The organism is Bacteroidales bacterium (assembly GCA_014860575.1).
Taxonomy (GTDB): domain Bacteria; phylum Bacteroidota; class Bacteroidia; order Bacteroidales; family JAAYJT01; genus JAAYJT01.
In genome coordinates, this window is sequence record JACZJK010000025.1 from 20022 (window position 1) to 43177 (window position 23156).

Below are 23156 nucleotides of genomic sequence, written 5' to 3' on the forward strand. Positions count from 1 at the left end.
ACTTTCTGCACAGGCATGAGTAATAAAAAAACGATTCCGGGTATTTTGTGTAATTTTCCTTCAAGGTATTTTGCAATGATTGTTTTGCTGATCCTTTCAGCCTGTGCCAACCCTGTAGCGCCAACCGGTGGCCCGCGTGATACAGAACCTCCGGTTATTTTGCAATCCGAACCAGAAAACGGTTCAGTTAATTTTGCTGCTTCTGAAATCAGGCTCACTTTCAATGAATATGTACAGATAAAGAATCTTTCGCAGCAGTTTTTAAGCTCGCCGCCATTTATTAAAACCCCGGAAACCCGGCTACAGGGCAAATCTCTTGTTATTAAGCTCACCGAAGAGTTGAGGCCAAAGACTACCTATACCCTCTTTTTTGGCAATGCAATTTCAGACTTCAACGAAGGAAACCCTTTGGATAATTACCGTTTTGTTTTTTCAACCGGAGCGGTCCTTGACTCAATGGAATTAAAAGGCAAGGTACTTAATGCCAAAACATTGCTACCTGAAAAAGAAGTGTTTGTCATGCTTTACGACAGCTACGAAGATTCAATTCCGATGCTGGAGCGGCCATATTATATTTCCAGAACCAACGACAAAGGTGATTTTACATTTACAAACCTGCGTGATATCCCTTACAAAATCTTCGCTTTGCGCGATGTGAACGCTAACCTCATTTACGATCAGCCTAATGAGGAAATCGCCTTTTTAGAAACCGAAGTTTATCCCAATGCACCCGTGAGGCCCCAGATAGCAGATACACTTTCCGAAGTTGATACATTGGTTCAGGAAAAAGAATACATAACCGTAATTGACACAGTACTGCTCCATCATCCGGAAGATGAGCTGAGTCTGGATCTCGATTATGATAAAAAAGATGAATATGAAGTGGTGCTGGTGGAACGGGATTCATTGGTTGTTCAAGATACCATAGCCGCAAACGACTCATTGGATATAAGCCTGGAAACCAAAAGCCTGACGCTATTCTTGTTTAACGAAGTTGATTCAACCCAACGCCTAATGCAATCCGAATACCTGCACCCAAACAAACTACAGTTCATTTTCCGGTTTCCGGTTAAAGGTTTAAGCATAAATCCAATACCACCGATCGAAGAGGAATGGAAAATCACTGAGAATAGCAGCAACTCTGATACAATTACCTACTGGATTATGAATTTTCAGCAGGATAGCATTGCAATGGAAGTGATCGCAAGCCGGATGGAAACCGATACCGTGAGAATTGCCCTTACCCAAATGCAAACTTACAGAGCAGATAAACAATCTGATACAACCAAAACCTGGTTGGATATCAAAAGTAATTTGCCCCGTTCAGGGCCTTTGGATATTCATCAACCGATAAAACTGACTTTCAATGAACCCGTTGATTCCTTCGACCTGGAAAAGATTTTGCTGCTCGAAGATTCTATACGGGTTGAGCCAGAAATTCAGTTCATTGATGAAGTAAAAAGACTGGCATTTCTAAGTTACAAATGGAAGGACAGCACCATGTACGATTTACTCATCCCTGACTCAACTTTTGTTAGTATTTTTGGCCATAGCAATGATACACTTCAGCAAAGTTTCAAAACGAAAATGCAAAGCGATTATGGCAATTTAGTGGTCAACCTGGCACATAGCTTTTCTCAGGGACAACTTATTGTTGATTTGCTTGATGAAAAAGGCGTGGTAATGCAACAGAAAATCATTGGTCTGGAGCAAAAACAAATTCGGTTTTCATTTTTAAACCCCGTTAAGTACCAGGTAAAACTAACTCACGATATCAATTCAAATAATAAGTGGGATACAGGAGCGTACCCGGCTCATCAGCCTGAGCGTGTGTATGTTTTCGACAAAACATTGGAATTGCGCGCCAATTGGGATCTCGAAGAAACCTTTACTATACCCGGCAACTGAAACAGAACCTCGGATACAAATACGACCCTGCACGGTGAATTTGAATGTTTCACCTTGCAGGGTCAGATTAATTTATGCCTAACTGCTAACTTCTGAGAACAATCAAATGATTATCTACTAAACTTCAAAACCTGCTGATTGATCTTTGCCTACTATTGCAGGCTTAGTCGCTATGACACTTATTGATACAATAAATTATATCAGTAAGTGCTTTATGCTTCAGCGCATAATGGATTTTCTTTCCATCTCTTTTTGATACCAATATACCCTTGGTTTTCAAGATATTCAAATGATGGGAGGCAGCAGCCTGTTCAATATTAAGGCGTTCGTAAATCTGAGTTACACTCAATTTCTTTTCTTCTTTCAGAAGATCAATGATGGCTATCCGCATGGGGTGGGCCATGGCCCTAAGCTTGCTCGCAGCAGCTTCTAGTTTAACTACGTCCAAATCGTTGCTTTTCATGTGAATAATTATTTGTGCAAATATAAGCCAATTGACATAACTTGCTGTTAAATATATAAATTTATTTATCCTTGTTGTCAAACAAAGAAACAAATGCGAATTTGTTTCCATCGAAAAGCCCTTTATCACTGAGTTTTAGCTCCGGGATAACCAGCAAAGCCATGAAAGACAAAGTCATGAAGGGGGCAGATAAACTGCATCCCATTTGCTTAACCATCGCATCGAGAAGCTCATATTTACGGGCAACCTCGAATCCATTTTCAAGCGACATCAGTCCGGCAACAGGAAGTGAAAGCAGCAGGTGGTTATTGTCATCAACGGCAACTATTCCACCTTTGGCATCAATTAAATGATTGATTGCTTCACAAATCGCTGCATCATCGGTTCCCAAAGCGATAATATTATGGCTGTCGTGCGCTACTGTTGATGCTATTGCACCTCGCTTCATTCCGAACCCATTTACGAACCCTACAGATGGTGGAGCGGGAAAATAGCGATTGAGTACAACCATTTTCAGCACATCCCGGATAGGATCGCTAACTATTTTACCATTCTGAACGCTGACTTTCATTGTCTTACGTTTTGTAACAATCTGTCCATCCAAGGCTTCAATAACATTAATATGTGAACCTTGAGCCGCAACTACTATGTCAGTTGAAGTCACTTTTGTTGCTTCGAACCTGTTTATCGGTTTTTCATCAATCTTTGATAGAAGTGATTGTCCATTTTCCGCTACCTTAACGCCCTTGATATATGTTTGTAAAACATTCATGTTTGCAAGCGAATCCACGACGATCAAATCTGCATCATCACCCGGCTGCAGCAAACCTACAGGCAAACCATAATGTCTTACAGGGTTAACTGTGCAGGCACTTACAGTGTCCAGCACATCGTACCCTGCATTTACAGCCTTTGATACAAGGCAGTTGATATGGCTTTTAATGAGTTCGTCTGGATGTTTATCGTCAGAACAGAACATTATCTGATCAGGGCATTCTTTTATCAGGGGAATTAATGTGTCAAAATTTCTAGCAGCGCTGCCTTCGCGGATCAGGATCTTCATGCCATAAGAAGCTTTTTCGCGCCCTTCTTCCAATGTAAAACATTCATGATCGGTTGAAATTCCAGCCTGGGCGTATTTCCGGGCATCCTCTCCTGTGAGGCCAGGTGCATGCCCGTCAATCACCATATTACGCTTTTGTGCGGCTTCAAGTTTGGCCATTACATCGGGATCGTGAAAAAGTACGCCAGGAAAATTCATCATTTCAGAGAGGTAGTAAACTTCTTTCCAGTCCAGCATTTCAGCAACTGCATTGGGTCCTAAAGATGTGCCTGATGTTTCGAAACCAGTTGCAGGCACACAGGAAGGCGCTCCGAAAAAGAACTTAAAAGGAACTTTCTTGCCATTTTCAATCATAAACTTTACGCCAGCAATTCCAAGAACGTTGGCAATTTCATGCGGATCGCTTACTGCAGCCACAGTGCCATGAACCACGGCTATACTTGCAAACTCAGATGGAATCAGCATAGAACTTTCCACATGTATGTGCGCATCAATCAAACCGGGTAAGATAAATTGCGACGGGACATCTGCGTCTTCAATCACAGTTTGAATTTTTCCATTTTTTACTTCGATATGTCCCGGAAATATCCTTCGGTTGATTACATCAACTATTTGACCAGATAAAATGAGTTTGTCTGTTGGCATAACATGCATGAATTATAAACATAAAATAAATGATGACCCATTTGCAAATATAGGTCATGACTGCAAGCATGTCAATACACTTATAAAAATAGCCAGAACCATGTATTACGAATTGAGATAGACAGGAATTACATCAATGTTCTGCGACTTCAATATGCGTTTGGCTTTTTCATAATTACGTGTAAACCCAAGGAGGAAACCACCTCCACCGGAACCACATAATTTTATATAGAAATCACCGGATTCAAGGCCAAGTTTCCATAATTTCTCATAATTATGCGGGATCATAGGTTTGAGGTTCTCAAGCAGGAAGGCAGAAAGTTTATGAAGGTTCTCAAAAAATGCTGCAGTTTCACCATTGATCAGGCTTGTGATGCAATTATTGTTGAGTGGGATCATAATGTTTTGGAGGTTTTGCTTAAAAGAATCATCCTGGCATTTCTCCATGAACAAATTTACCAATGGTTCAGTTTTTCCTGGCGTACCGGTATTCAGCAGGAAAATACCTCCTTCTTTATTCTGTTCATCACCTGGAATACCCACAACTGAAATATCCTTGCGCGAACGGATGAGGAGAGGTTGTCCAAGATAGCAGTTCAATGGGTCAATGCCCGAACTGGTTCCATGAAAGAATGATTCCAATTGAGATAGCTGCAAGCGGAACTCGTTAATTTGCTCTGATGTCATTACACCATCATCAGGAAACGGATCGGAAACATATCTTTTGTATAAAGCAGCAACCAGTGCGCCGGAACTTCCTACACCATATCCTTGCGGAATATTACTTTCAAGATAAAGACCATTTTTCAGATCCCTGGCAAATGCATCAACATCAAAGTTACATTTCAATTCGTTTTTGAGCTTTAGATTTTGGATGTAAGGCAGATATTGGGCCAACAGTTCATTGCTGCTGTGGGCATAATCGAGGTCAGTATATTTATTGTCTTTGACAAAACTCAGTTCAGCTTTAAAGTGGGTGTAAGGTATTGTAAGCCCCATAGAATCACAGAGGATACTGTACTCTCCAAATAAGAGTATTTTGGAATAAAATATATCTGGTTTTTTTTTCATGAATGATGGTTTAATTGATTTGAACCGGCCCTGAACCGATCCGATCGTGAATAACGTAATTGTTCGTGCATAAGGGGGCAAGCTCTTGTTTGATAAAATCCTGAATGTTAGCTTTGTTTTCATCCGGATAGAGCAGATGAAGGTTGGGGCCTGCATCGAGTGTAAAGGTAATCTTTACACCGTACTGTGATCGGAAAGAAGCTAATTTCTCAATTGCTTTTAATGTGGCAGGTTGCATAAGGGTAAAGCCGGGATCAGAACTCATCATTAACGCATGCAATGTGAACGCTTCATTTTCAACAACCCGGCTAAAAGAATCCCAATCGCCTGACATTATTGCTTTTATTATTACTATTAAATGTTCGTTTACTTGCTCGATGCGACCTTTTCTAAAAAAGTGTGTTCCCATTTTCTCATGTCCGGCCCGGCTTGATACAGGTTTAACTGCCTGATCAATAACAAGAATACTGTCGTTAAGGTTTGAAAATAAAGGATGGGATTTCACAGGTAACGGAATGGCAGTTAAATTGCCCGATTTAGGCACCTTGATGTACTTGCCCCACAAAACATAATTTCCGTAAACTGAGCGGCTTGCGCTTCCTGATCCAAGCCTGGCAATATGAGAGGCTTTTTTATAAAACGCATGAAAATTCATTTTTTTTCCTGTGATTTTTTCCTGAATGCTTAACAGGCAAAGTGCAAGTGCACTCATGGATGACGCCGAAGATGCAATACCAGCCGAATGCGGAAATGTATTTGTGCTATCAATCTCAAGTGAATACTCATTTAAAAAAGGGAATTCATCAACCAGGTTATTAAGTAAAACCAAGACCTTTGATTGGAATGCAATATTTTCCTCTCCCTCGAATCTATACTTAAGCTGAACTTTTCTTGATGCTTTATTCTTCTTCACCGCCCGAATACTCGTTCGGGTAACTGAAGAATGCAGGGTCATACTCAACGACGGATTGATGGGAATTTGGTTAGCGGTTTTTCCCCAGTATTTTACAAGCGCAATGTTAGATGGACTTTGCCAACCTGCTTCGAACTCAAATGTTGGTTCGTCCATTGCTGGTATTTTATTTTTCTCGTTATGCCTGCTCATCGGTTTTGTATATCATTTCATTATAGCCAAAGTAGACACCAAGGTTTTTCGTGGCAAGATACATTTTAAGTTCTTCCGATTCATGAGGCCACAATGCCATTGCAAAATCACCACCCCAGGCTCCCAGAGATTTTATCTCGCCGTCAAAATCGTTGAAATTGGTTTCTTTGAGTGATGGCCTCCCCAATACTGAAGTCAGTATCTCTTCATGATCGCGCATCAGCTTGCCAAACTCTTCATAGTTGTTGCTGGATGCCATTTTCCTGCTGATGTCACTGATTTGTTTAACCTCAACTATGAAGTCACGCTTATCATTCTTAAATAATTTCACATCGGCTTGAGAGTCTTTCTTTTTGCCGAGGTAAATAAAATACAGGTTCTTAAGAAATTTCGGTTGGAACTCAACGGTAATAATCTTCTTGGTGCCATTTGAGTTTTCGTATAAGATAGGTTTGTTTAATCGCGCACAAGCAATATCATAGCCTGAGCCATTTGAAACCTTTTCATGAAGCATAAAAGGATCAATACCAGCCCAATAAGCAATATTGGAAATGAGGGAAGAACTTGATCCAAGACCCCATTCCATGTTGAAATCAATTCTGCAATCAACCTGCAATCCGCCAGAACCATTTAAAAAATCTAGGTTCACACCTTGGGCGGCAAGAAGAACTTCATGTACAAATGCAGCAGATTTACTGTTATTATGGTTTGCGATCCCAAGCCCTGGCAATTCATATTCAGCCTTGAACCAGGAATTTTCCTCAACATACGTCTCCCACCTTAACACGCTTTCAGCATCAGACTCCAGCACTTCCAGGCTTTGACCGAAACGGACCGGAATAGCAAAGGCAACCGCACCATGCATCACCAGGTACTCACCTGAAATCAATAATTTACCGTTCGATTTGTAATAATGGGGAGCCACGTTTAGTTACCTTTTATTTTTTTGAACCTTATTTGATTAAGGAAGTTTGAAACATTAAGGTTCGATACAAGATTTGTTTTAAAATATTCAACTGCCAGTTTTTTTTCAGTCTCTGAAGCTTTAAAGGTATTCAGTATGTTAAGCAAATGCATTTTCATATGACCCTTTTGAATGCCTTTGGTCACCAGCGACTTTAATGCACTGAAATTGTTCGCAAGACCAACAGCAGAGGCAATCATCATAAGTTTTTCTGCTGATGGGTTTCCCATCAATTCAAGTGAGAATCTTGCCAATGGATGCAAGTGGGTCAAACCACCAACGCTTCCTAGGGCCAGCGGAATAGAAAGTTTATATTTGAAAATATTGTTTTTCACTTCAACCTCGGTTAAGCCTTTATACCTGCCGGTGCGGGAAGCATAAGCATGCCCGCAGGCTTCAACGGCACGGAAATCATTACCAGTAGCAAGGGCTACTGCATCAATTCCATTAAAGATACCTTTGTTATGGGTCGCGGCCCTGAATACATCAACATGCGAAATCTCAACAGCTTTAATGAACTTCTTAACAAATTCTTCAGGATCAGTGGCATCATCAATGCCTTTAAGTTCTTCAACAGGGCACTCGACCCATGTTTCAACGAGGCATTCAGGTGTATAATTTGATAATATTGACATGATCACCTGGCATTCGTAGCCTCCTAATTTGGGATTCATATCCAGGTTTGTTTTCAGAACCTCAGCAAATTCTTCAAGGCAGGTATTTATAAAATTTGCCCCCATGGCATCACGGGTATCAAACGAAGCAACAATCTGATAGTAGCCTGAAATCTCATGACGCTTATTGAGCAGTTCAATATCCAAAATACCACCGCCCCGTTTCTCCATGTTTGCAGTAATGGTCCTTGTTCGACCAAGCATTAATGAGCGTAGCTCATGGAAGTATGCATTTAATAAATCGTGATCACCTTCCCAGATGAAATGCACCTGACCAACTTTTGTTGTTGAAATTACCTTGCTGTGAAATCCACCTCTCTCGATCCAGAAACGGGCGCTGTTGGCGGCTGCTGCAACTACCGAACTCTCTTCAATAACCATCGGAACCATCAGTACTTCACCGTTGATCATAACATTGGGTGAAACACCATAGGGGAAAAAATAATTTGAAATGGTATTTTCACTAAACTCATCAAGAAGTTTTTGAACACCTGAATCTGCATGCCAGAACGACTTAAGCAAACTTACCCCCGCTTGCGGTTCCTGAAGAAAAGATGCGATCCTCTCAATCTTGTTTTCTTTACTTAATTTTGAAAACCCTTTGATTGTATCATTCTTTTTCATGTTACTGTTATAAATTCACAAAAAGACCTTAAAGTGTTTTACCACTCTTCCTCTTTTAATATTACTTCTGGTTGCATTGCCGTTTTCAAACTTTCCACAAGGCTTATTGCAAAAACATCAACCTGACTCAGATAGTTATCCCAGTTCTGATTATATGCCTGATCGCTTTTGTCAAGCCAACGTTCTACAGGAAACCGGGAAGCTTGCCGCAAAACGAAATTGTCCATTGAGTACCTGAACCGTCCATCACGCAATTCAATTTTCAAAGAATATAAGATAGTGCCTGCATCGGCTTGGACACCCCCTTCCACTTCGTTGGTGATCTTAAAACGGTGAACTATTTCAATTATGCCGCTTTCAGGACTTCTTACCTTTGTTGCTTCTGTTGGGTTCACATAAAACTGGTTAACCCAGCCAACGGCCCTGTTAAATAGTTCCTGTTTGTTGCCTTCTGTTTGCACTACATCCTGGTACGTGATCAAACCAGTAACACCATCAACAGGGATTTTTGAACTTTGTTCAATGTTTTGCGAATATAGATTAACAAAAGCGAAAAACAACATTATCATCAATGCCAGGAAATATCTTATTGATTTCATAATCAGTAAAATTTATATTTAATTATACGAAGTTAGTTAAATTAAGTAAGCCGGGTATAAAAAACTCAGGAACCGGTAAATAAGCGTGTCAGGCTTCAGATATAAAACAGCAACAGCCGTTTTGCTGACAAAACGGCTGTTGGAGATAAGGTAAACAGGAATTGATTAGTACATTCCGCCCATACCACCCATTCCGGGATTTGGCATGGCAGGCGTGTCTTTATCTTCTTTAATATCAGCTACAACGCATTCAGTTGTAAGCAGCATTCCTGCAATAGAAGCGGCATTTTCAAGCGCAACACGGGTAACTTTGGTTGGATCAATAACACCGGCTTCATAAAGGTTTTCGTACACATCGGTCCTGGCATTGAAGCCATAATCACCTAAGCCTTCCTTTACTTTTTGAACTACAACTGATCCTTCCATGCCTGCGTTTTCTACGATCTGGCGCAATGGTTCTTCAAGGGCTCTTTTCACGATCTGAACGCCTGTTTCTTCGTCTTCATTTTCGCAATCTACTGAACCAAGCGCATCAATCGAACGAATGTAAGCAATACCGCCACCTGGCACTATGCCTTCTTCAATAGCGGCACGTGTTGCATGTAAAGCATCGTCGAAGCGGTCTTTCTTCTCTTTCATTTCCACTTCACTGGCAGCGCCTACATAAATCACGGCAACACCACCGGCAAGTTTTGCGAGGCGTTCCTGTAGTTTTTCGCGGTCGTAATCGGAAGTGGTGGTTTCCATTTGTGCTTTAATCTGTTTGATCCGGCCTTCAATATCCGACTTCTGTCCTTTGCCACTGACAATGGTTGTGTTGTCTTTATCAACACTTACTTTTTCTGCCTGACCCAAATAGCTGAGGGTTGCATCTTCAAGTTTGTAGCCTTTTTCCTCTGAAATAACTGTACCGCCGGTGAGGATGGCAATATCTTCCAGCATTTCTTTTCGGCGATCACCAAAACCAGGAGCTTTAACGGCAACGATTTTCAACGAACCGCGGATCTTATTTACAACAAGGGTTGCCAGCGCTTCGCCATCAACATCTTCGGAGATAATAACCATCGGACGGCCTGACTGTGCAACTTTTTCCAACACAGGAAGCATGTCTTTCATGACACTGATTTTTTTATCATGGATCAGGATATAAGGGTTCTCATAAACTGCTTCCATTTTTTCAGCATCGGTAATAAAGTATGGAGAAATATAACCACGGTCAAACTGCATACCTTCAACAACCTTCACAGTTGTTTCAATGCCTTTGGCTTCTTCAATTGTGATCACACCTTCTTTTTTAACCTTTCCCATAGCTTCGGCAATCAGTTTGCCAATGTGGGCATCATTATTGGCCGAAACAGAAGCAACCTGTTCAATTTTTTCAAAACTGTCACCAATTTCCTTTGATTGTTTTTTCAGGTTTTCAATCACCTTGATAACAGCCTTGTCAATGCCTCTTTTCAGATCCATTGGATTTGCGCCGGCGGCTACATTTTTCAAGCCCGCTGTTACAATTGCCTGGGCAAGAACCGTTGCAGTGGTAGTGCCGTCACCGGCTACATCTGCAGTTTTTGAGGCAACTTCTTTAAGCATTTGTGCGCCCATATTTTCAATGGGATCCTTGAGTTCAATTTCTTTTGCAACAGTAACACCATCCTTCGTAATCATTGGTGCGCCATAGGATTTATCAATAATTACATTGCGGCCTTTGGGTCCCAATGTTACTTTCACTGCATTTGATAATGCGTCAACGCCCTTTTTAAGCTGATCGCGGGCTTCAAGATTGAATATTATTTTTTTAGCCATTGTTATATTTTTTTAAGATTAAACTGAATTTTAAATTAGATAACAGCGAGAATGTCCGATTCGCGCATGATCAGGTAATCAGAACCCTCCACATTGATCTCAGTTCCTGAATATTTTCCGTACAATACTTTATCGCCTGGTTTTACTGAAGGTTTGTTACCTTTCTCATCCAGCTCGCTAACAGATATTACTGTTCCTCTTTGTGGTTTTTCTTTTGCGGTATCGGGAATAATGATACCACTTTTGGTTTTTTCCTCAGCTGGAGCAGGTTCTATAACGACGCGATTCTGCGTTCCTGCAATTGGTTTAATGTTCAAACTTGCCATTTTTAATTGATTTTTATGTTAGACATACAATAACTTCATGTGGATTTTTTCCTGAGCGCCTCACTGACATAATTTGTGCCAAAGAAGGATATAGTATTCGGTGCGTATCAGTAATTAATGAGCAACAGTGTCTGTAAATCTATACCGTTCAATAATTTAACTCCGAATATTAAGTTCTAATCAGCAATTGCCAAAATTACTAAGTCAGGTAATGATGCCGGTTATGGCAAAAAAAAATGTCAGAACCAGTGACATTCTGACATTTGATTAGATTGAGTTAATAGAGCTTATTCTTCCGGTGGCATTTGATAATCCTGAACAGGAGTTGCGGTGCCGGCTTCAATTTGTTGCCTTAATTCAGTATCGGCAACATTAGTGGCCTGATGGCGGGGAATAACAAAAACACTAAAAAGGCTTAAAACCAACAGTACAACTGCAAGAGTCCATGTTGATTTTTCGAGGAAATCAGCCGTTTTACGAACACCCATGAATTGGTTCGATGAAGCAAAATTTGAAGCTAATCCACCGCCTTTTGAATTCTGAACCAGAACGATGAGGGCCAAAAGGGTGCATGTGATTAATATTAACACCGAAATTAAAATATATCCGCCCATGACAAAAATGTTATTAAATTGATAATGTGTTACTTGTGATTGTCTTTTATTTTTTCGATAAGGTTTGCAAAGTAAGTTCTTTTTTCAGGAAAAACCAAACTCAGTTTTTCGTAAACTTTTATAGCTTTTTCGGTATGTCCTTGTTTGAGGAAAATTTTTGCCAGTGTTTCGCTCACAATTGTTTCATTGTCAACAGCGCTTTGGCGGGCATAATTCACCGGGTTAAAAAAATCCTTCTGGGGCCTTGAAATATGCGGTTTCGCATGAATGAAACGGTCAACGATTTCATCTTTCGACAAAATCTCTTGTCTAGGTTTTTCTTCACCCTCAAGGTTGGTTGTTACTAGTGGTTCGTCAGTATCTGGAGCTTGAGCTGTGCCGGACCAATCCGACCCCACAGGCAGTACTTCAAACTCTTCTTCAATATCTACGCGGTCTGATACAAAGTTATCAGCTTTGGGTTCGGCATGCAAAACACTTTTTAATATTGCCCGGTTTCCGGCATAAGCGGCTGCCACCCGAAGTTGAGAACTGTAAGAAATGTGTTTCAGGTTCTTAAGATTGCGGGCATATAATACATGAACCGACTGGCAATAAGGATATTCTGCCAGGATGTTTTTCAGCAATTCTGTTGCCGAGGCATCAAGTAAAGCGGGATTATCAATATATGCTTCAAAATCCTGGAGATTCATATGCCTACCAGTTTACCACAGATCGGTTAAATATGTCCTGCACAAGGGCTTCAATTATCTCACCCATCAATGTTTCTTCTACGGATGATAGTGGCAGGGAACTGTCATAATCTTTAAATTGCGAAAAAGTAGTCTCAAAATTCTGCTTTTCATCTACACGGTTTGTGAAAACAACCTTTACTGCAATAGTTAGCCGGTTCATCGCGGCAGTTTGGTCGCCGGTGATAGCTACCGGTTGTGTGCGGTAATCAGTGATAGAGCCTTCAAATGCAAGATCCCCGTTTATAGGAACCTGGCTCAGATTGGTCTGTGAGGAGAATTTGTCACTCAATGCATCAGTGAGCAGCTGGCTGAGTACGGGTTGAACAAGGGGTGCGTTGTTTGGAAACTGCTGGATTGAAATCGTTTTGGCTTCGGGTGGAATTGAAGCGCCTGTAAACGAATATACGCCACAGCCCGAAGTTAGGGCCAGAAAGAAGACTAACAGATAATAAACTGCAAGTTTATTCATTGAGGTCATATTCCTTGATTTTTCTATACAATGTCCTTTCCGAAATACCAAGCGCCCTGGCGGCTGATTTCCTTTTACCTCCATGCTTTTCAAGCGCTTTTACGATAAATTCACGTTCTTTTTTCTCAAGCAATAATGATTCTTCGAGCACTTCGGGCTCTTCAAGTGTCTCGTCTTGCGATCCAAAGGATTGATGAATGGAAACATCATCCACTTCAGGTGTATGCACTTCGCTATCTTTGAAAAGCCTGTGCATTTTCTGAGGTAGTTCTTTGGCCCAGGTTTCTGTTCTTCCGGTTTCCTGCATGATCTCAAAAACCAATTTTTTCAGGTCAGTAATATCTCGACGCATATCGAATAGTACCTTGTATAGCAATTCGCGTTCAGAAAGCTCGCCGGTGATTTGCTCAGGTCTATAAAGTATTGGCAAATCGCGGTGTTGGCCTTCGGGTAAATATTTTAACAGGGTTTGTGCGCTGATCAGGCGTTTTTCTTCAATAATAGAAATCTGTTCCGAAATATTTTTTAACTGACGGATATTACCGTACCATCTGTAGTTAGTCAGAATCTGCTGAGCTTCTTCTTCGAGTTCAATTACAGGCATACGGTAGCGTTCTGCAAAATCGGTGGCAAATTTTCTGAAAAGGAGCAAAACATCACTTTTCCGATCCCGCAAAGGCGGAATCTGAATTGGAACTGTATTCAGCCTGTAATAAAGGTCCTGTCTGAATTTGCCTTTTTGCACATAGTCATTCACATCCACATTGGTAGCAGCAACAATTCTCACATCGGTTTTGAGCACCTTTGATGATCCTACCTTGATGAACTCACCCGATTCGAGAACCCGCAGCAGCCTTACCTGTGTTGATTGCGGCAATTCAGCAACTTCGTCTAGAAAGATGGTTCCACCATTTGCAACTTCAAAATATCCCTTGCGGGCTTCGTGGGCACCGGTAAAAGATCCTTTTTCATGGCCAAACAACTCAGAATCAATGGTTCCTTCGGGAATGGCACCGCAGTTCACGGCAATGTAAGGCCCATGTTTACGGGCGCTGAGCTGATGAATAATTTTGGGGAATACTTCCTTGCCTGTTCCACTTTCTCCGCTCACCAGTACGGAGATATCTGTGGGAGCAACCTGCCTGGCAATGTCAATCGCCCGGTCAAGTGAAGGAGAATGGCCAATGATCCCGAAGCGCAGTTTAATTGATTGAATATCCATTGAGACCTATGGGATGAATAGTTAGCTTTAAAACCAGTTGATCCGAATATTAACAAACGGAACTTTTGCAAAATTAGCGTAAAAAGGTGATTTTTCACAATTGGATATTCATTTACAACAAGCTATATCACCAATAGTGATGATTCGAAAATCCATTTTCCACCTTGTGTTGGTTCGGTGATAATTGGTACATCTGTTCTTTAATGTATGGACACAAATACCTTTATAATATGGAGAAACTTAGAAAACCGTGTCATATAGGAGCGGTGAGCTTCATGGCAATATGATCCTTATGAACCCATTGTTCGCTGATGGCAATTTTGACCCAATTGTTTTCAACAGCATAAGTAAAAACCTCTTCGCCCTTTTTAACAGAAGCAACCACCTGGTAATTAGTTCCCGGGCCGGATCTAACGTTAAGCACATTGGCGTTAATGCTTGCCTGCCCTAACAAAAGACCAAAGCTTTTAGCCACCCATTTGCCCGCCGGGTCAACTTTTAGCCATGTATCCGAAACTTCATAAACCGGTAGCACCGATCCGTTATGGATCATTCCAACCTGTGTGTGGTTTGTTCCCGGCCCGGTTCGCATATTCAGGTTGCTGGCAGTTACGTGGTAATAAAACCTGACTGGAATGGCTGGCTTATCAGCTACTGCAGCACCGCCTCTCAATTCAGTTAGCTTAGAGAGAATCAATGGGATGAAGTATTTCACTGCAGCTTCTTCTTTGTTTCCCCCGAAAAAAGCAGTTCCGGGGCAGGATTTGGTTACACCTGTTCCGCCGGTGCGTTGGCTGGTGTTCAGGTCAAACCAGTGGTGATAAACAATTGTATCAACTGTGGGATTGAGCCGAAACTTTTGGCAAAGTGCTGCATTGATTAGAATAATTGTATTACGATGTGCTTCGGTCATTGTGTCCTGCCCGGCATCGAAGTTGCCCAGATGCTCTATACAAATTCCGCGTGCATTGTGTCCTTTTATGCCTACAGGAACGGATTGCAATTGCCTTCCGGTGGCAATGGTTCCGTCAGGGAATGTGGTGAAGTTTTGGGCAATATCACTCCATCCGTTGTGGCCAACATGATAATCACGCATGGCTTTCAAACGGTCGAAGTGGTTCTTGCCATTAAAATGACTGTAAGCTGGAATGTAGGTATGATGGTTCTGTATGATATTGATCACACGGCTCACATCTTGTGTATTGAGCCAATCGGTGAACTCATGAGCTTCCATCAAAGTAAATCCGGATTCTGTTTTCATACTCATTAGGGTTTGGGTAATTGATTTTTTAAAAGAATGTTTAAGTATTTTATTTAAAAACACTATATAATAACCCCCTTATAGCAGAAAAGTTAATGGAAAGAGTAATTGAATCCGGCACCGCCCTAAAAAGAGTGGTTTTTGGTCAGAAAATTTTTTGAATGAGTTCAACGAGCCTGGCAGCATATCCCATTTCATTATCATACCATGCCACCACTTTCACAAGCTTGTTTTTATCGCCCAACACAGCGGTAAGGCCTGCATCAAAAACAGCCGAATGAGTATTTCCGATCACATCAACGGATACAATCGGGTCTTCGGTATATTGTAGAATATTTGGATAACGGGTTTTAGCCGCCTCTTTAAATGCTGCGTTGATCTCAGCAATGCTGGTTGATTCTTTTACGGTGCATGTAAAATCGGTAAGAGATCCATCAGGAACCGGAACCCTGATGCCGGCGCCACCCAGGTTATTTTTTAAATGCGGAAATATTTTTGTGGCAGCTTTGGCTGCACCAGTAGTTGTTGGAATAATTGAATAGGCTGCTGCCCGTCCCCGCCGCCAGTCTTTGTGTGGGGCATCAATCAGGTTCTGATCGCGTGTATAGCTGTGAACTGTGGTAATGAAACCCTTTTCAATTTTCCAGTTTTCGTCAATGATCTGGATCAATGGGGCTACACAGTTAGTGGTACAGGATGCATTTGAAATTACCAGGTCGCTCTTATCTATGATATGGTCATTGATTCCAAGCACAATGTATTTCACATGTTCTGATTCGTTTTTTGCCGGCGCTGAGATAATTACTTTTTTTGCTCCTGCCTTGATGTGCTGCATGGCATCCGGAAGGTTGGTGAAGTTGCCGGTTGATTCGATCACAACATCTACATCGCAACTGTTCCAAGGAATTTTTGCAGGATCAGGTTCACTGAATACAATTATCCGGTTCCCATTAATAATAAGGTAGTCATCTTCGGCAGAAACGCTTTGAGGAAACAATCCATGCACTGAATCATATTTCAGCAAATGAGCAAGGTTATCGGCCTGGGTCAGATCGTTCACTGCTACGAGTTCCATTTGATCATTGTTCACCATTGCCCGGCAGGTAATCCGGCCAATTCTGCCAAAACCATTGATAGCCACACGAATTTTTCTCATAAGACAGCATGTTAAATTTTCATAAAACAGAATCCTTGACAAAAGTAGTGATTTGATTTTGGGGAAAGGTTTAACAAAGAATTCTTAATTTTGCCTTTTTACAATCATTCACTATTAATTAATTGATTTTTAAGATGGAAAAAGTTCAAAGTTACATTCAAAGCAACAAGGAGAGGTTTTTAGAAGAGTTGTTTGCCCTGATCAGAATACCCTCTGTCAGTTCAATCGCCGACCATAAACCCGACATGCACAAAGCAGCCGAATATTGGAAACAAACTATCCTGAAGGCCGGAGCCGACAAAGCGGAAATTTTTCAAACACCCGGCAATCCAGTCGTTTACGGCGAGAAAATAATTGACCCTAAACTTCCAACCGTGCTGGTGTATGCTCATTATGATGTAATGCCTGTTGACCCGATCGAAAAATGGATTACACCACCGTTTGAACCTCAGGTACGTGATGGAAAAATATACGCCCGTGGTGCTGACGATGATAAAGGACAAGGCTTCATCCATGCAAAGGCATTTGAAGCAATGGTTAAAACCGATTCACTGCCTTGCAATGTAAAATTTATGATAGAAGGTGAAGAGGAAATTGGTTCGCCCAATCTTGGAAAATTTTGCGAAGAACATAAAGAGATGCTCGCTTCTGACATTATATTGGTTTCTGACACCAGTATGATAGCAAAAGACATCCCATCAATTACAAGCGGGTTGCGTGGGTTGAGTTATGTTGAAGTAGAAGTTACTGGCCCAGGTCATGATTTGCATTCGGGTTTGTTTGGTGGCGCAGTTGCGAACCCAGCCAATATCCTGGCTAAAATGATTGCCTCGCTTCATGATGAAAATAACCATATTACCATTCCTGGATTTTACGACGATGTAGAAGATGTCAGTCTGGAAGAAAGGGCGGAAATGGGCAAAGCGCCTTTCAACCTCGAAAATTATAAACAAGCTCTCAAACTTAAGGAAATCTGGGGTGAAGATGGCTACACCAGCAATGAACGCACTGGCATCCGCCCTACTCTTGATGTGAATGGTATATGGAGTGGTTACACCGGTGAAGGAGCAAAAACAGTTTTGCCTTCCAAAGCCTACGCAAAAATCTCAATGCGTTTGGTTCCTCATCAAAATCACCTAAAAATTACCGAACTTTTTTCCAAACATTTCAAAGCGATTGCACCTCCTTATGTAACTGTTGAAGTAAAAGCGCTTCACGGTGGACAAGGTTATGTTTCACCTACCAATACCCCGGCCTATAAAGCAGCCAGCAAAGCGTATGAAACCACTTTTGGCAAGAAGCCAGTACCGGTACGAAGTGGTGGAAGCATTCCTATTATTTCAACCTTTGAACAAGTATTAGGCAAGAAATCCATATTGATGGGATTTGGACTTGAGTCTGATGCCATTCACTCGCCCAATGAAAACTATCCGGTAGAGATGTTCTATAAAGGAATTGAAACCATTCCTTATTTTTACAAGTATTACACTGAAATGCTTAAACAATAAAACCTTTAGATACCATTGAAAAAAGGCTGGCCGCAATGGCCAGCCTTTTTTATTTCAAAACGCTATCGGCATTTATTGTACCAATGCTTTAAATTCAGGGTTCTCAAAGAACTTGAGGAATTCGCGATCATTCCTGGCAACAGTCTTCAATGCCGGATCAAGTGATATGGCCTTGCTGAGATTGCTGATCATTGCCTGTGCATCGTTGGTGCGGGCAGCAATAACTGCAAGCAGGTATGATGTTTCGGCTTTTTCGGGAGCGCATTTTGCATTCTGGTTCGCACCTGCAATATTGCCCGACAATAACTGAGCGAGGGCTACATTATGGTTACAGGTTTTGTCGCCAAAATAGGTGAGTGCACGGCTGTAATCGCCTTTATTGATCATGACAATGCCGAGATTATGGTCAACATTTGCACCTAAACGGCGTGCATCAGCATAATGGGCTTCAGCTTTCTTGAAGTCTTTCTTTTTCGACTCAAGAGCACCCATGTTGTTTAATACTTCTGCTTTGCCTGAACCTAATTCATTAGCCTTCTGCAGATATTCGGCAGCCTTGGCATCGTTTCCGCGTTCAAGTTCAATTGCTGCAGCATTATTATAACCCTTATAGCTGTCAGGGAACTGGTTAATTGTTGATCTAAAGATATTAAGTTGAACGTCCTTATCATCAGTAAGCGTAGCAGCAAAGAGCAATTCTTTCTCATCAAGCTGGCCAGGATCAGTTGTTGCAAGTTCGGCAATTTGCTCATCGGTTTTCTTAGGCTCGTAAGCATTAACGCTAATTGAAACACGGCGCAGCGGAGGAAGGATGTTTTCTTCAATTTCCTTGTAAACAATGGTCATGTTGCGAATTTCCTGTTCGCGTTTTTTAACATCAGCTTGTGAATTAACCACATTGATAATTACATTTTTATCTGGAATATTTGAAGCCTGAACAGCTTTCATGAAACCATCCCAATCTTCGCCACGGGCTTGAACGTTATATTTAATATCGTTCTCCACACTTGCAATGGTTAGGATGCTGTTTTTTTCGCGAACCAATTTGCGAAGCATATCCTGGGTATATTTCAAACCGGTTTGTGAGCGCCGCTCTGACAAACCCTGGTTGAATCTTTCCTCACCTTCGGGTGATGCCCATGCATTAACATCAATGTCGCGGATTTTCCAACCCTGGCGCAGGAAATCTTCCAGTTCTTTCAATCCTTTCTTTGCATCATCATTTTTATTAAGAGCAAGGTTCCAATTAAGGTTATGCATATTCACCTGGAAAAATATTTTAGCTTCCTTGCTGATGATAACTTCTTTTTCGTAACCATGATCAGCTATTAAGGCGATTTCATCATGCATAATCCTGGTTGAGGTTACAATAACACCATCAACAAGCTTAACCTGTGGAGCTTCAACATTGCGGTACATTGCTTTGATTTCTTCTTCAGTAATTCCAGCAGGAACGGGGGCTTTGGGTTCGTAAATAAGTGGTGTGACCACTAATTCTGAAACTGCCATTTCGGGTTTATAGGCGAATACCTCGGTGTAGGTAAATGTTCCACCTTCTTTCATTTTAATGGTAATTCCATCACCAACTACATCTTCGCCGAGCAGATTTATGGATTTCAGTGGTGTTTCGCCGCCTTCGTAAGTAAGCACAGGGGTGAAAAGAATGGCTGCTTTGCTGTGGAAATAATTTTCGGGAACCTTGCCGGTGATGGTTACTCGGACCGAATCGCCATGCATCTCTAGAACTTCTGGTGTAGCTGTGAAAAGTATGGTGTTAAAGTCACGGGCCATTTTATTCAGGTCAACTCCGGCATACATCTTATATGTTACGCCAAAAGTGGTTGGACCATATTGATCATACTTGTTGGCAACGTATGAATCCAATTCATCAGCACCGGTATAACGCAGCGATGATTCAAAAGTGAGGTCCCATTTTTCTGCAATTGAATAGCTTATACCCAATCCATAAGGGATGGCCAAGAACAAACCACGATTGTCAATTCCTTTGCCAAAGTAACCAACCCTGCCGTAGTAGCCTACGCCAAGGCGCTGGTCAGTGGAGATATCGCGGGTGTTTGTTCTTGCATGGAATTGTCCGATGCCGGCAAAGCCGTAAAGGTCAAACTTGCGTTCAGGGTTGTAGCTAGAAAAAAGGTTGATGAAACTTAATGTGGCATTAATATTATATTCGTAAAGATCGCCAACCATATACATGTTTTCAACATCGCTTTCAGCGCTGAGACCTGCATAAAGTAACTCGCCGCGTAAACCAAGCAAAGGAGAAAACTGGCGACCAAGATAAATACCACCGGCAAATTTCCATTGAACAGGATTCTGGAAAAAATAATCTTCGTTTAGGTCGCCATAAAACTGGTTAAATCCCAAATGTCCGTTTATAAACCAGTAAGGGCTGAAAGATGAAGTTGCCTTAGGTGTTGTGGTCTCTCCGCTGTCCTGTGAAAAAGTCAACATCGGTGAAAAAGCGATAAAAAAGGCAATTGCCACCACTTTTAAAAATTCATAACTGTTTCTCATATTCTAAAGATTTTGGTTGATTTGATTAATTCTTAATGCTTTCTCATGCAAATATAGGGAGAAAATCCTCTGATCAAAAAAATAACTGCTAAAACTCATAAATGTTTATTGATACCATGTGATCTTAATTAAACATTATTTGGTTGATTTACTGCAATTTTTATTTAAACATTACCCCTTTCTTATTAGTTTGTTCGTATTTATATGATGTGATAATTTAATTTTGCAAAATTAAAAAAAAGCCATTCATATTAATCAATACAGTAATGGGTCTTCAAAACCAAACAAAGCAATTTTCTGACAAACAAATAGGCAAATACCCTTACTCTATCAAGAAATTTATTTTGAGCCATCAAACCCTGCTCATATATTTGGTTGTCGTTTTCAATATTCCAGGTCTTCCGGGGAAGATGGTCAATGCACAAGTGTTTAAACCACAATGGTCCGCTGGAATCCATAGCGGCCTGCTGGTTTTTTATGGGGATATCAAAACCAATGAATTTGCCCCGGCCATCAAAGGATTTAACGAACTGCGAGCCGGCTTTGGCCTGCAAACAACTTACTCCCTCAATCCTATGTTAAGCATTCGTGGTTCGTTAACAAATGGGAAACTTGCTGGTGCAAAGCCATCAACTGATGAATATTTTATTGCCAACATCCTGGATTATTCAGTGCAAGCCCTGATAAACCTGAATGGCCTGTTCTTTTATGATTACGATTATACACCTCTTGATGTTTACGCAATCATAGGTTATGGTTTTGTTGATTTCAGAACCATCAAACGAAAATTATCTGATGATAGTTTTGTAAGGGCTTTCGGATATAATCCTGATGGATCAAAATCTACAGTAATAACAAGGGAAATGTCAATACCTGTGGGCGTTATCGTTCATTCAAATCTTGAACAAATCCTGAACTCCAATAATTACTTTCTGTCTCAAACAGATATAACGCTTGAATTCGTTCTCCACAATGTGAACACCAACAAACTGGATGCAGATCTAACCCTAAGGGAAGTAAGGGATAAGTATAGTTACTTCGCTTTCGGGCTGATCTATTATCTTAACTAATAATTCCCGGGTGCCTTGCAATAAACTGATTGACAATTTCCCAACTGATTATACCAGCGCTAACCGCCACATTCAGAGAATGTTTGGTTCCATATTGTGGTATTTCAACACAAAAATCAGATGCATCAACAATTGACTGGTCAACACCGGTAACTTCATTGCCAAAAACAACTGCCAACCCATTTGCTGCAGGTATTTCAAACCCACTTAATGGAGTACTGCCTTCGGTTTGCTCGACTGAACAAATTTTGTAGCCTTTAGCTTTTAATTCTTCAATCGCATAAAGGGTAGTTTCAAAATATTTCCAGGCTACTGATTCTGTGGCTCCCAGGGCGGTTTTATTCATTTCGCGTTGTGGCGGCGTGGCGCTGATTCCGCATAGGTATATTGCCTCGAACCTAAAGGCATCGGCGGTTCTGAAGATGGATCCAATATTATGCTGACTGCGAAGATTATCGAGCACCACAATTACAGGTAATTTCTGTGCCTTTCTGTGCTCTTCGTTATTCATTCTGCCCAGTTCAGCAAGGCTAAGTTTTCTCATACAGTTATCAGATTGTGCCCGAAAAAGGCAAACATAGAGATTTTATCGCTTAAGCAGATCAATGTATTTCCTCTTAATAGCTTTAATCTCGTTTAGCGCGAAATTCTCGCGGTAAATCCTTATCATATCTTTAACATCTCCATTATGGTAAATGAATGCAATTGCCCCGTCGAAATAAAAATAGATCGGATCGTATTTAACTTGTTCGGTCAGGCTTTTGAACCTTTCCCAATCAATTTGTTCCGGAACAAGAAAATACGCATGGTGCTGCTGTGCTTTGTCTATAAAGATATCTTCTTCAATAGGTTCGAGAAAAAAGAACTTTCTTAACTTGATCATAGCCATAACATTATTGGCCTTTCGGAATTTATTGCTGAATGTAATCCCTTCATCGAGATACAGGCTCTGCAAGGTGCTAATGTGGTTATAATACTCAAGATTTCGAATACGGATAACCTGGCTGGTTACCCCAAATAAAGTAATGTTGCCGGTAACCATATCATACGGTTGCCTGAATTTCTTACGAATGTTTTGGGTAGCCCGTGAAATGGTTTCAAGTGAGAAGTATCCGTTTAGAGGGAAATACAGATACTGAGGCTTTTGTGCCTTGGGTTCATGGTTATAATATCCAAAAAAAGGCGAAACCGATTCAAGCACGCAGGTATTTGCTTGCAAAGTTTCATCACTCAGGCAAGTAAGCGGTTCTTCTTTTATCAGGCCTCCAAACCGCTCAATAACAGTATTTGATTTCATGGTTCAACATGTTGGTTTGATGCCAAATTTACAACATTTCGAAGC

The 23156-nt window shown here is 41.1% G+C and carries 21 protein-coding genes; 3 read left to right on the top strand and 18 right to left on the bottom strand.

What is annotated here, in order from left to right:
* Positions 1 to 15 precede the first annotated feature (15 nt).
* Positions 16 to 1908, top strand: coding sequence for an Ig-like domain-containing protein (locus IH597_06655; protein MBE0662130.1), 1893 nt, complete (start codon positions 16 to 18; stop codon positions 1906 to 1908).
* Positions 1909 to 2071: 163 nt separating this feature from the next.
* Here IH597_06655 and IH597_06660 read toward each other — a convergent pair whose 3' ends face one another.
* From IH597_06660 to gap, 15 genes are all read right to left on the bottom strand, one after another.
* Positions 2072 to 2371 carry a winged helix-turn-helix transcriptional regulator gene (locus tag IH597_06660; GenBank protein MBE0662131.1) on the bottom strand — a complete coding sequence of 100 codons (300 nt, stop codon included), beginning with the start codon at positions 2369 to 2371 and terminating at the stop codon, positions 2072 to 2074.
* Positions 2372 to 2432: 61 nt separating this feature from the next.
* On the bottom strand, positions 2433 to 4079 hold the full coding sequence (ade, locus tag IH597_06665) for an adenine deaminase (protein ID MBE0662132.1): 1647 nt from the start codon (positions 4077 to 4079) through the stop codon (positions 2433 to 2435).
* Between the two features lie 105 nt (positions 4080 to 4184).
* On the bottom strand, positions 4185 to 5150 hold the full coding sequence (locus tag IH597_06670; GenBank protein ID MBE0662133.1) for a mevalonate kinase: 966 nt from the start codon (positions 5148 to 5150) through the stop codon (positions 4185 to 4187).
* A gap of 10 nt (positions 5151 to 5160) precedes the next feature.
* The gene (mvaD, locus tag IH597_06675; protein ID MBE0662134.1) at positions 5161 to 6219 is read right to left on the bottom strand and encodes a diphosphomevalonate decarboxylase; all 1059 of its coding nucleotides are present in this window, start codon (positions 6217 to 6219) and stop codon (positions 5161 to 5163) included.
* A gap of 22 nt (positions 6220 to 6241) precedes the next feature.
* Positions 6242 to 7180, bottom strand: coding sequence for a GHMP kinase (locus IH597_06680; protein MBE0662135.1), 939 nt, complete (start codon positions 7178 to 7180; stop codon positions 6242 to 6244).
* Positions 7181 to 7182: 2 nt separating this feature from the next.
* Positions 7183 to 8517, bottom strand: coding sequence for a hydroxymethylglutaryl-CoA reductase, degradative (locus IH597_06685; protein MBE0662136.1), 1335 nt, complete (start codon positions 8515 to 8517; stop codon positions 7183 to 7185).
* Between the two features lie 38 nt (positions 8518 to 8555).
* Positions 8556 to 9116 carry a DUF4468 domain-containing protein gene (locus IH597_06690; GenBank protein ID MBE0662137.1) on the bottom strand — a complete coding sequence of 187 codons (561 nt, stop codon included), beginning with the start codon at positions 9114 to 9116 and terminating at the stop codon, positions 8556 to 8558.
* 165 nt (positions 9117 to 9281) lie between these two features.
* Positions 9282 to 10919 (bottom strand): chaperonin GroEL, encoded by a 1638-nt coding sequence (gene groL / locus IH597_06695; protein ID MBE0662138.1) that lies wholly within the window; start codon positions 10917 to 10919, stop codon positions 9282 to 9284.
* A 35-nt stretch (positions 10920 to 10954) separates the two neighbouring features.
* Positions 10955 to 11245 (bottom strand): co-chaperone GroES, encoded by a 291-nt coding sequence (locus IH597_06700; GenBank protein MBE0662139.1) that lies wholly within the window; start codon positions 11243 to 11245, stop codon positions 10955 to 10957.
* A 287-nt stretch (positions 11246 to 11532) separates the two neighbouring features.
* Positions 11533 to 11859: a preprotein translocase subunit SecG gene (secG, locus tag IH597_06705; protein MBE0662140.1), complete on the bottom strand. Its 327-nt coding sequence runs from the start codon at positions 11857 to 11859 to the stop codon at positions 11533 to 11535.
* 29 nt (positions 11860 to 11888) lie between these two features.
* Positions 11889 to 12551 carry a hypothetical protein gene (locus IH597_06710; GenBank protein ID MBE0662141.1) on the bottom strand — a complete coding sequence of 221 codons (663 nt, stop codon included), beginning with the start codon at positions 12549 to 12551 and terminating at the stop codon, positions 11889 to 11891.
* 4 nt (positions 12552 to 12555) lie between these two features.
* On the bottom strand, positions 12556 to 13062 hold the full coding sequence (locus tag IH597_06715; protein ID MBE0662142.1) for an LptE family protein: 507 nt from the start codon (positions 13060 to 13062) through the stop codon (positions 12556 to 12558).
* Complete coding sequence (locus IH597_06720; protein MBE0662143.1) at positions 13055 to 14284, bottom strand: sigma-54-dependent Fis family transcriptional regulator; 1230 nt, start codon at positions 14282 to 14284, stop codon at positions 13055 to 13057. Before IH597_06720 ends, IH597_06715 begins: the two co-directional genes overlap by 8 nt.
* A 253-nt stretch (positions 14285 to 14537) precedes the next feature.
* Entirely contained in the window at positions 14538 to 15545 is a 1008-nt protein-coding gene (locus IH597_06725) for an SH3 domain-containing protein (GenBank protein MBE0662144.1), read from the bottom strand.
* Between the two features lie 145 nt (positions 15546 to 15690).
* Positions 15691 to 16701, bottom strand: a complete 1011-nt coding sequence (gene gap / locus IH597_06730; protein ID MBE0662145.1) for a type I glyceraldehyde-3-phosphate dehydrogenase — start codon at positions 16699 to 16701, stop codon at positions 15691 to 15693.
* 134 nt (positions 16702 to 16835) lie between these two features.
* Between gap and IH597_06735 the strand changes: the two genes are divergently transcribed.
* Positions 16836 to 18209: a dipeptidase gene (locus IH597_06735; protein MBE0662146.1), complete on the top strand. Its 1374-nt coding sequence runs from the start codon at positions 16836 to 16838 to the stop codon at positions 18207 to 18209.
* Positions 18210 to 18281: 72 nt separating this feature from the next.
* Here the strand turns inward: IH597_06735 and IH597_06740 are convergent, their stop codons facing one another.
* Positions 18282 to 20744 carry a hypothetical protein gene (locus IH597_06740; protein ID MBE0662147.1) on the bottom strand — a complete coding sequence of 821 codons (2463 nt, stop codon included), beginning with the start codon at positions 20742 to 20744 and terminating at the stop codon, positions 18282 to 18284.
* 266 nt (positions 20745 to 21010) lie between these two features.
* On the opposite strand from IH597_06740, the gene IH597_06745 reads away from it, so the two are divergent.
* The gene (locus IH597_06745) at positions 21011 to 21814 is read left to right on the top strand and encodes a hypothetical protein (GenBank protein MBE0662148.1); all 804 of its coding nucleotides are present in this window, start codon (positions 21011 to 21013) and stop codon (positions 21812 to 21814) included.
* Here the strand turns inward: IH597_06745 and IH597_06750 are convergent.
* Entirely contained in the window at positions 21807 to 22358 is a 552-nt protein-coding gene (locus IH597_06750) for an RNA methyltransferase (protein ID MBE0662149.1), read from the bottom strand. The two genes, IH597_06745 and IH597_06750, sit on opposite strands and share 8 nt — an antisense overlap.
* A gap of 42 nt (positions 22359 to 22400) precedes the next feature.
* Complete coding sequence (locus IH597_06755) at positions 22401 to 23111, bottom strand: hypothetical protein (GenBank protein MBE0662150.1); 711 nt, start codon at positions 23109 to 23111, stop codon at positions 22401 to 22403.
* Positions 23112 to 23156: the final 45 nt, after the last annotated feature.

What these genes read in the sequence shown, in the direction of transcription:
- IH597_06655 (MBE0662130.1), top strand. Translation starts at nt 16, where the DNA reads ATGAGTAATAAAAAAACGATTCCGGGTATTTTGTGTAATTTTCCTTCA.
- IH597_06660 (MBE0662131.1), bottom strand. Translation starts at nt 2,371, where the DNA reads ATGAAAAGCAACGATTTGGACGTAGTTAAACTAGAAGCTGCTGCGAGC.
- ade (MBE0662132.1), bottom strand. Translation starts at nt 4,079, where the DNA reads ATGCCAACAGACAAACTCATTTTATCTGGTCAAATAGTTGATGTAATC.
- IH597_06670 (MBE0662133.1), bottom strand. Translation starts at nt 5,150, where the DNA reads ATGAAAAAAAAACCAGATATATTTTATTCCAAAATACTCTTATTTGGA.
- mvaD (MBE0662134.1), bottom strand. Translation starts at nt 6,219, where the DNA reads ATGGACGAACCAACATTTGAGTTCGAAGCAGGTTGGCAAAGTCCATCT.
- IH597_06685 (MBE0662136.1), bottom strand. Translation starts at nt 8,517, where the DNA reads ATGAAAAAGAATGATACAATCAAAGGGTTTTCAAAATTAAGTAAAGAA.
- IH597_06690 (MBE0662137.1), bottom strand. Translation starts at nt 9,116, where the DNA reads ATGAAATCAATAAGATATTTCCTGGCATTGATGATAATGTTGTTTTTC.
- groL (MBE0662138.1), bottom strand. Translation starts at nt 10,919, where the DNA reads ATGGCTAAAAAAATAATATTCAATCTTGAAGCCCGCGATCAGCTTAAA.
- IH597_06700 (MBE0662139.1), bottom strand. Translation starts at nt 11,245, where the DNA reads ATGGCAAGTTTGAACATTAAACCAATTGCAGGAACGCAGAATCGCGTC.
- secG (MBE0662140.1), bottom strand. Translation starts at nt 11,859, where the DNA reads ATGGGCGGATATATTTTAATTTCGGTGTTAATATTAATCACATGCACC.
- IH597_06710 (MBE0662141.1), bottom strand. Translation starts at nt 12,551, where the DNA reads ATGAATCTCCAGGATTTTGAAGCATATATTGATAATCCCGCTTTACTT.
- IH597_06715 (MBE0662142.1), bottom strand. Translation starts at nt 13,062, where the DNA reads ATGAATAAACTTGCAGTTTATTATCTGTTAGTCTTCTTTCTGGCCCTA.
- IH597_06720 (MBE0662143.1), bottom strand. Translation starts at nt 14,284, where the DNA reads ATGGATATTCAATCAATTAAACTGCGCTTCGGGATCATTGGCCATTCT.
- IH597_06725 (MBE0662144.1), bottom strand. Translation starts at nt 15,545, where the DNA reads ATGAAAACAGAATCCGGATTTACTTTGATGGAAGCTCATGAGTTCACC.
- gap (MBE0662145.1), bottom strand. Translation starts at nt 16,701, where the DNA reads ATGAGAAAAATTCGTGTGGCTATCAATGGTTTTGGCAGAATTGGCCGG.
- IH597_06735 (MBE0662146.1), top strand. Translation starts at nt 16,836, where the DNA reads ATGGAAAAAGTTCAAAGTTACATTCAAAGCAACAAGGAGAGGTTTTTA.
- IH597_06740 (MBE0662147.1), bottom strand. Translation starts at nt 20,744, where the DNA reads ATGAGAAACAGTTATGAATTTTTAAAAGTGGTGGCAATTGCCTTTTTT.
- IH597_06745 (MBE0662148.1), top strand. Translation starts at nt 21,011, where the DNA reads ATGGGTCTTCAAAACCAAACAAAGCAATTTTCTGACAAACAAATAGGC.
- IH597_06750 (MBE0662149.1), bottom strand. Translation starts at nt 22,358, where the DNA reads ATGAGAAAACTTAGCCTTGCTGAACTGGGCAGAATGAATAACGAAGAG.
- IH597_06755 (MBE0662150.1), bottom strand. Translation starts at nt 23,111, where the DNA reads ATGAAATCAAATACTGTTATTGAGCGGTTTGGAGGCCTGATAAAAGAA.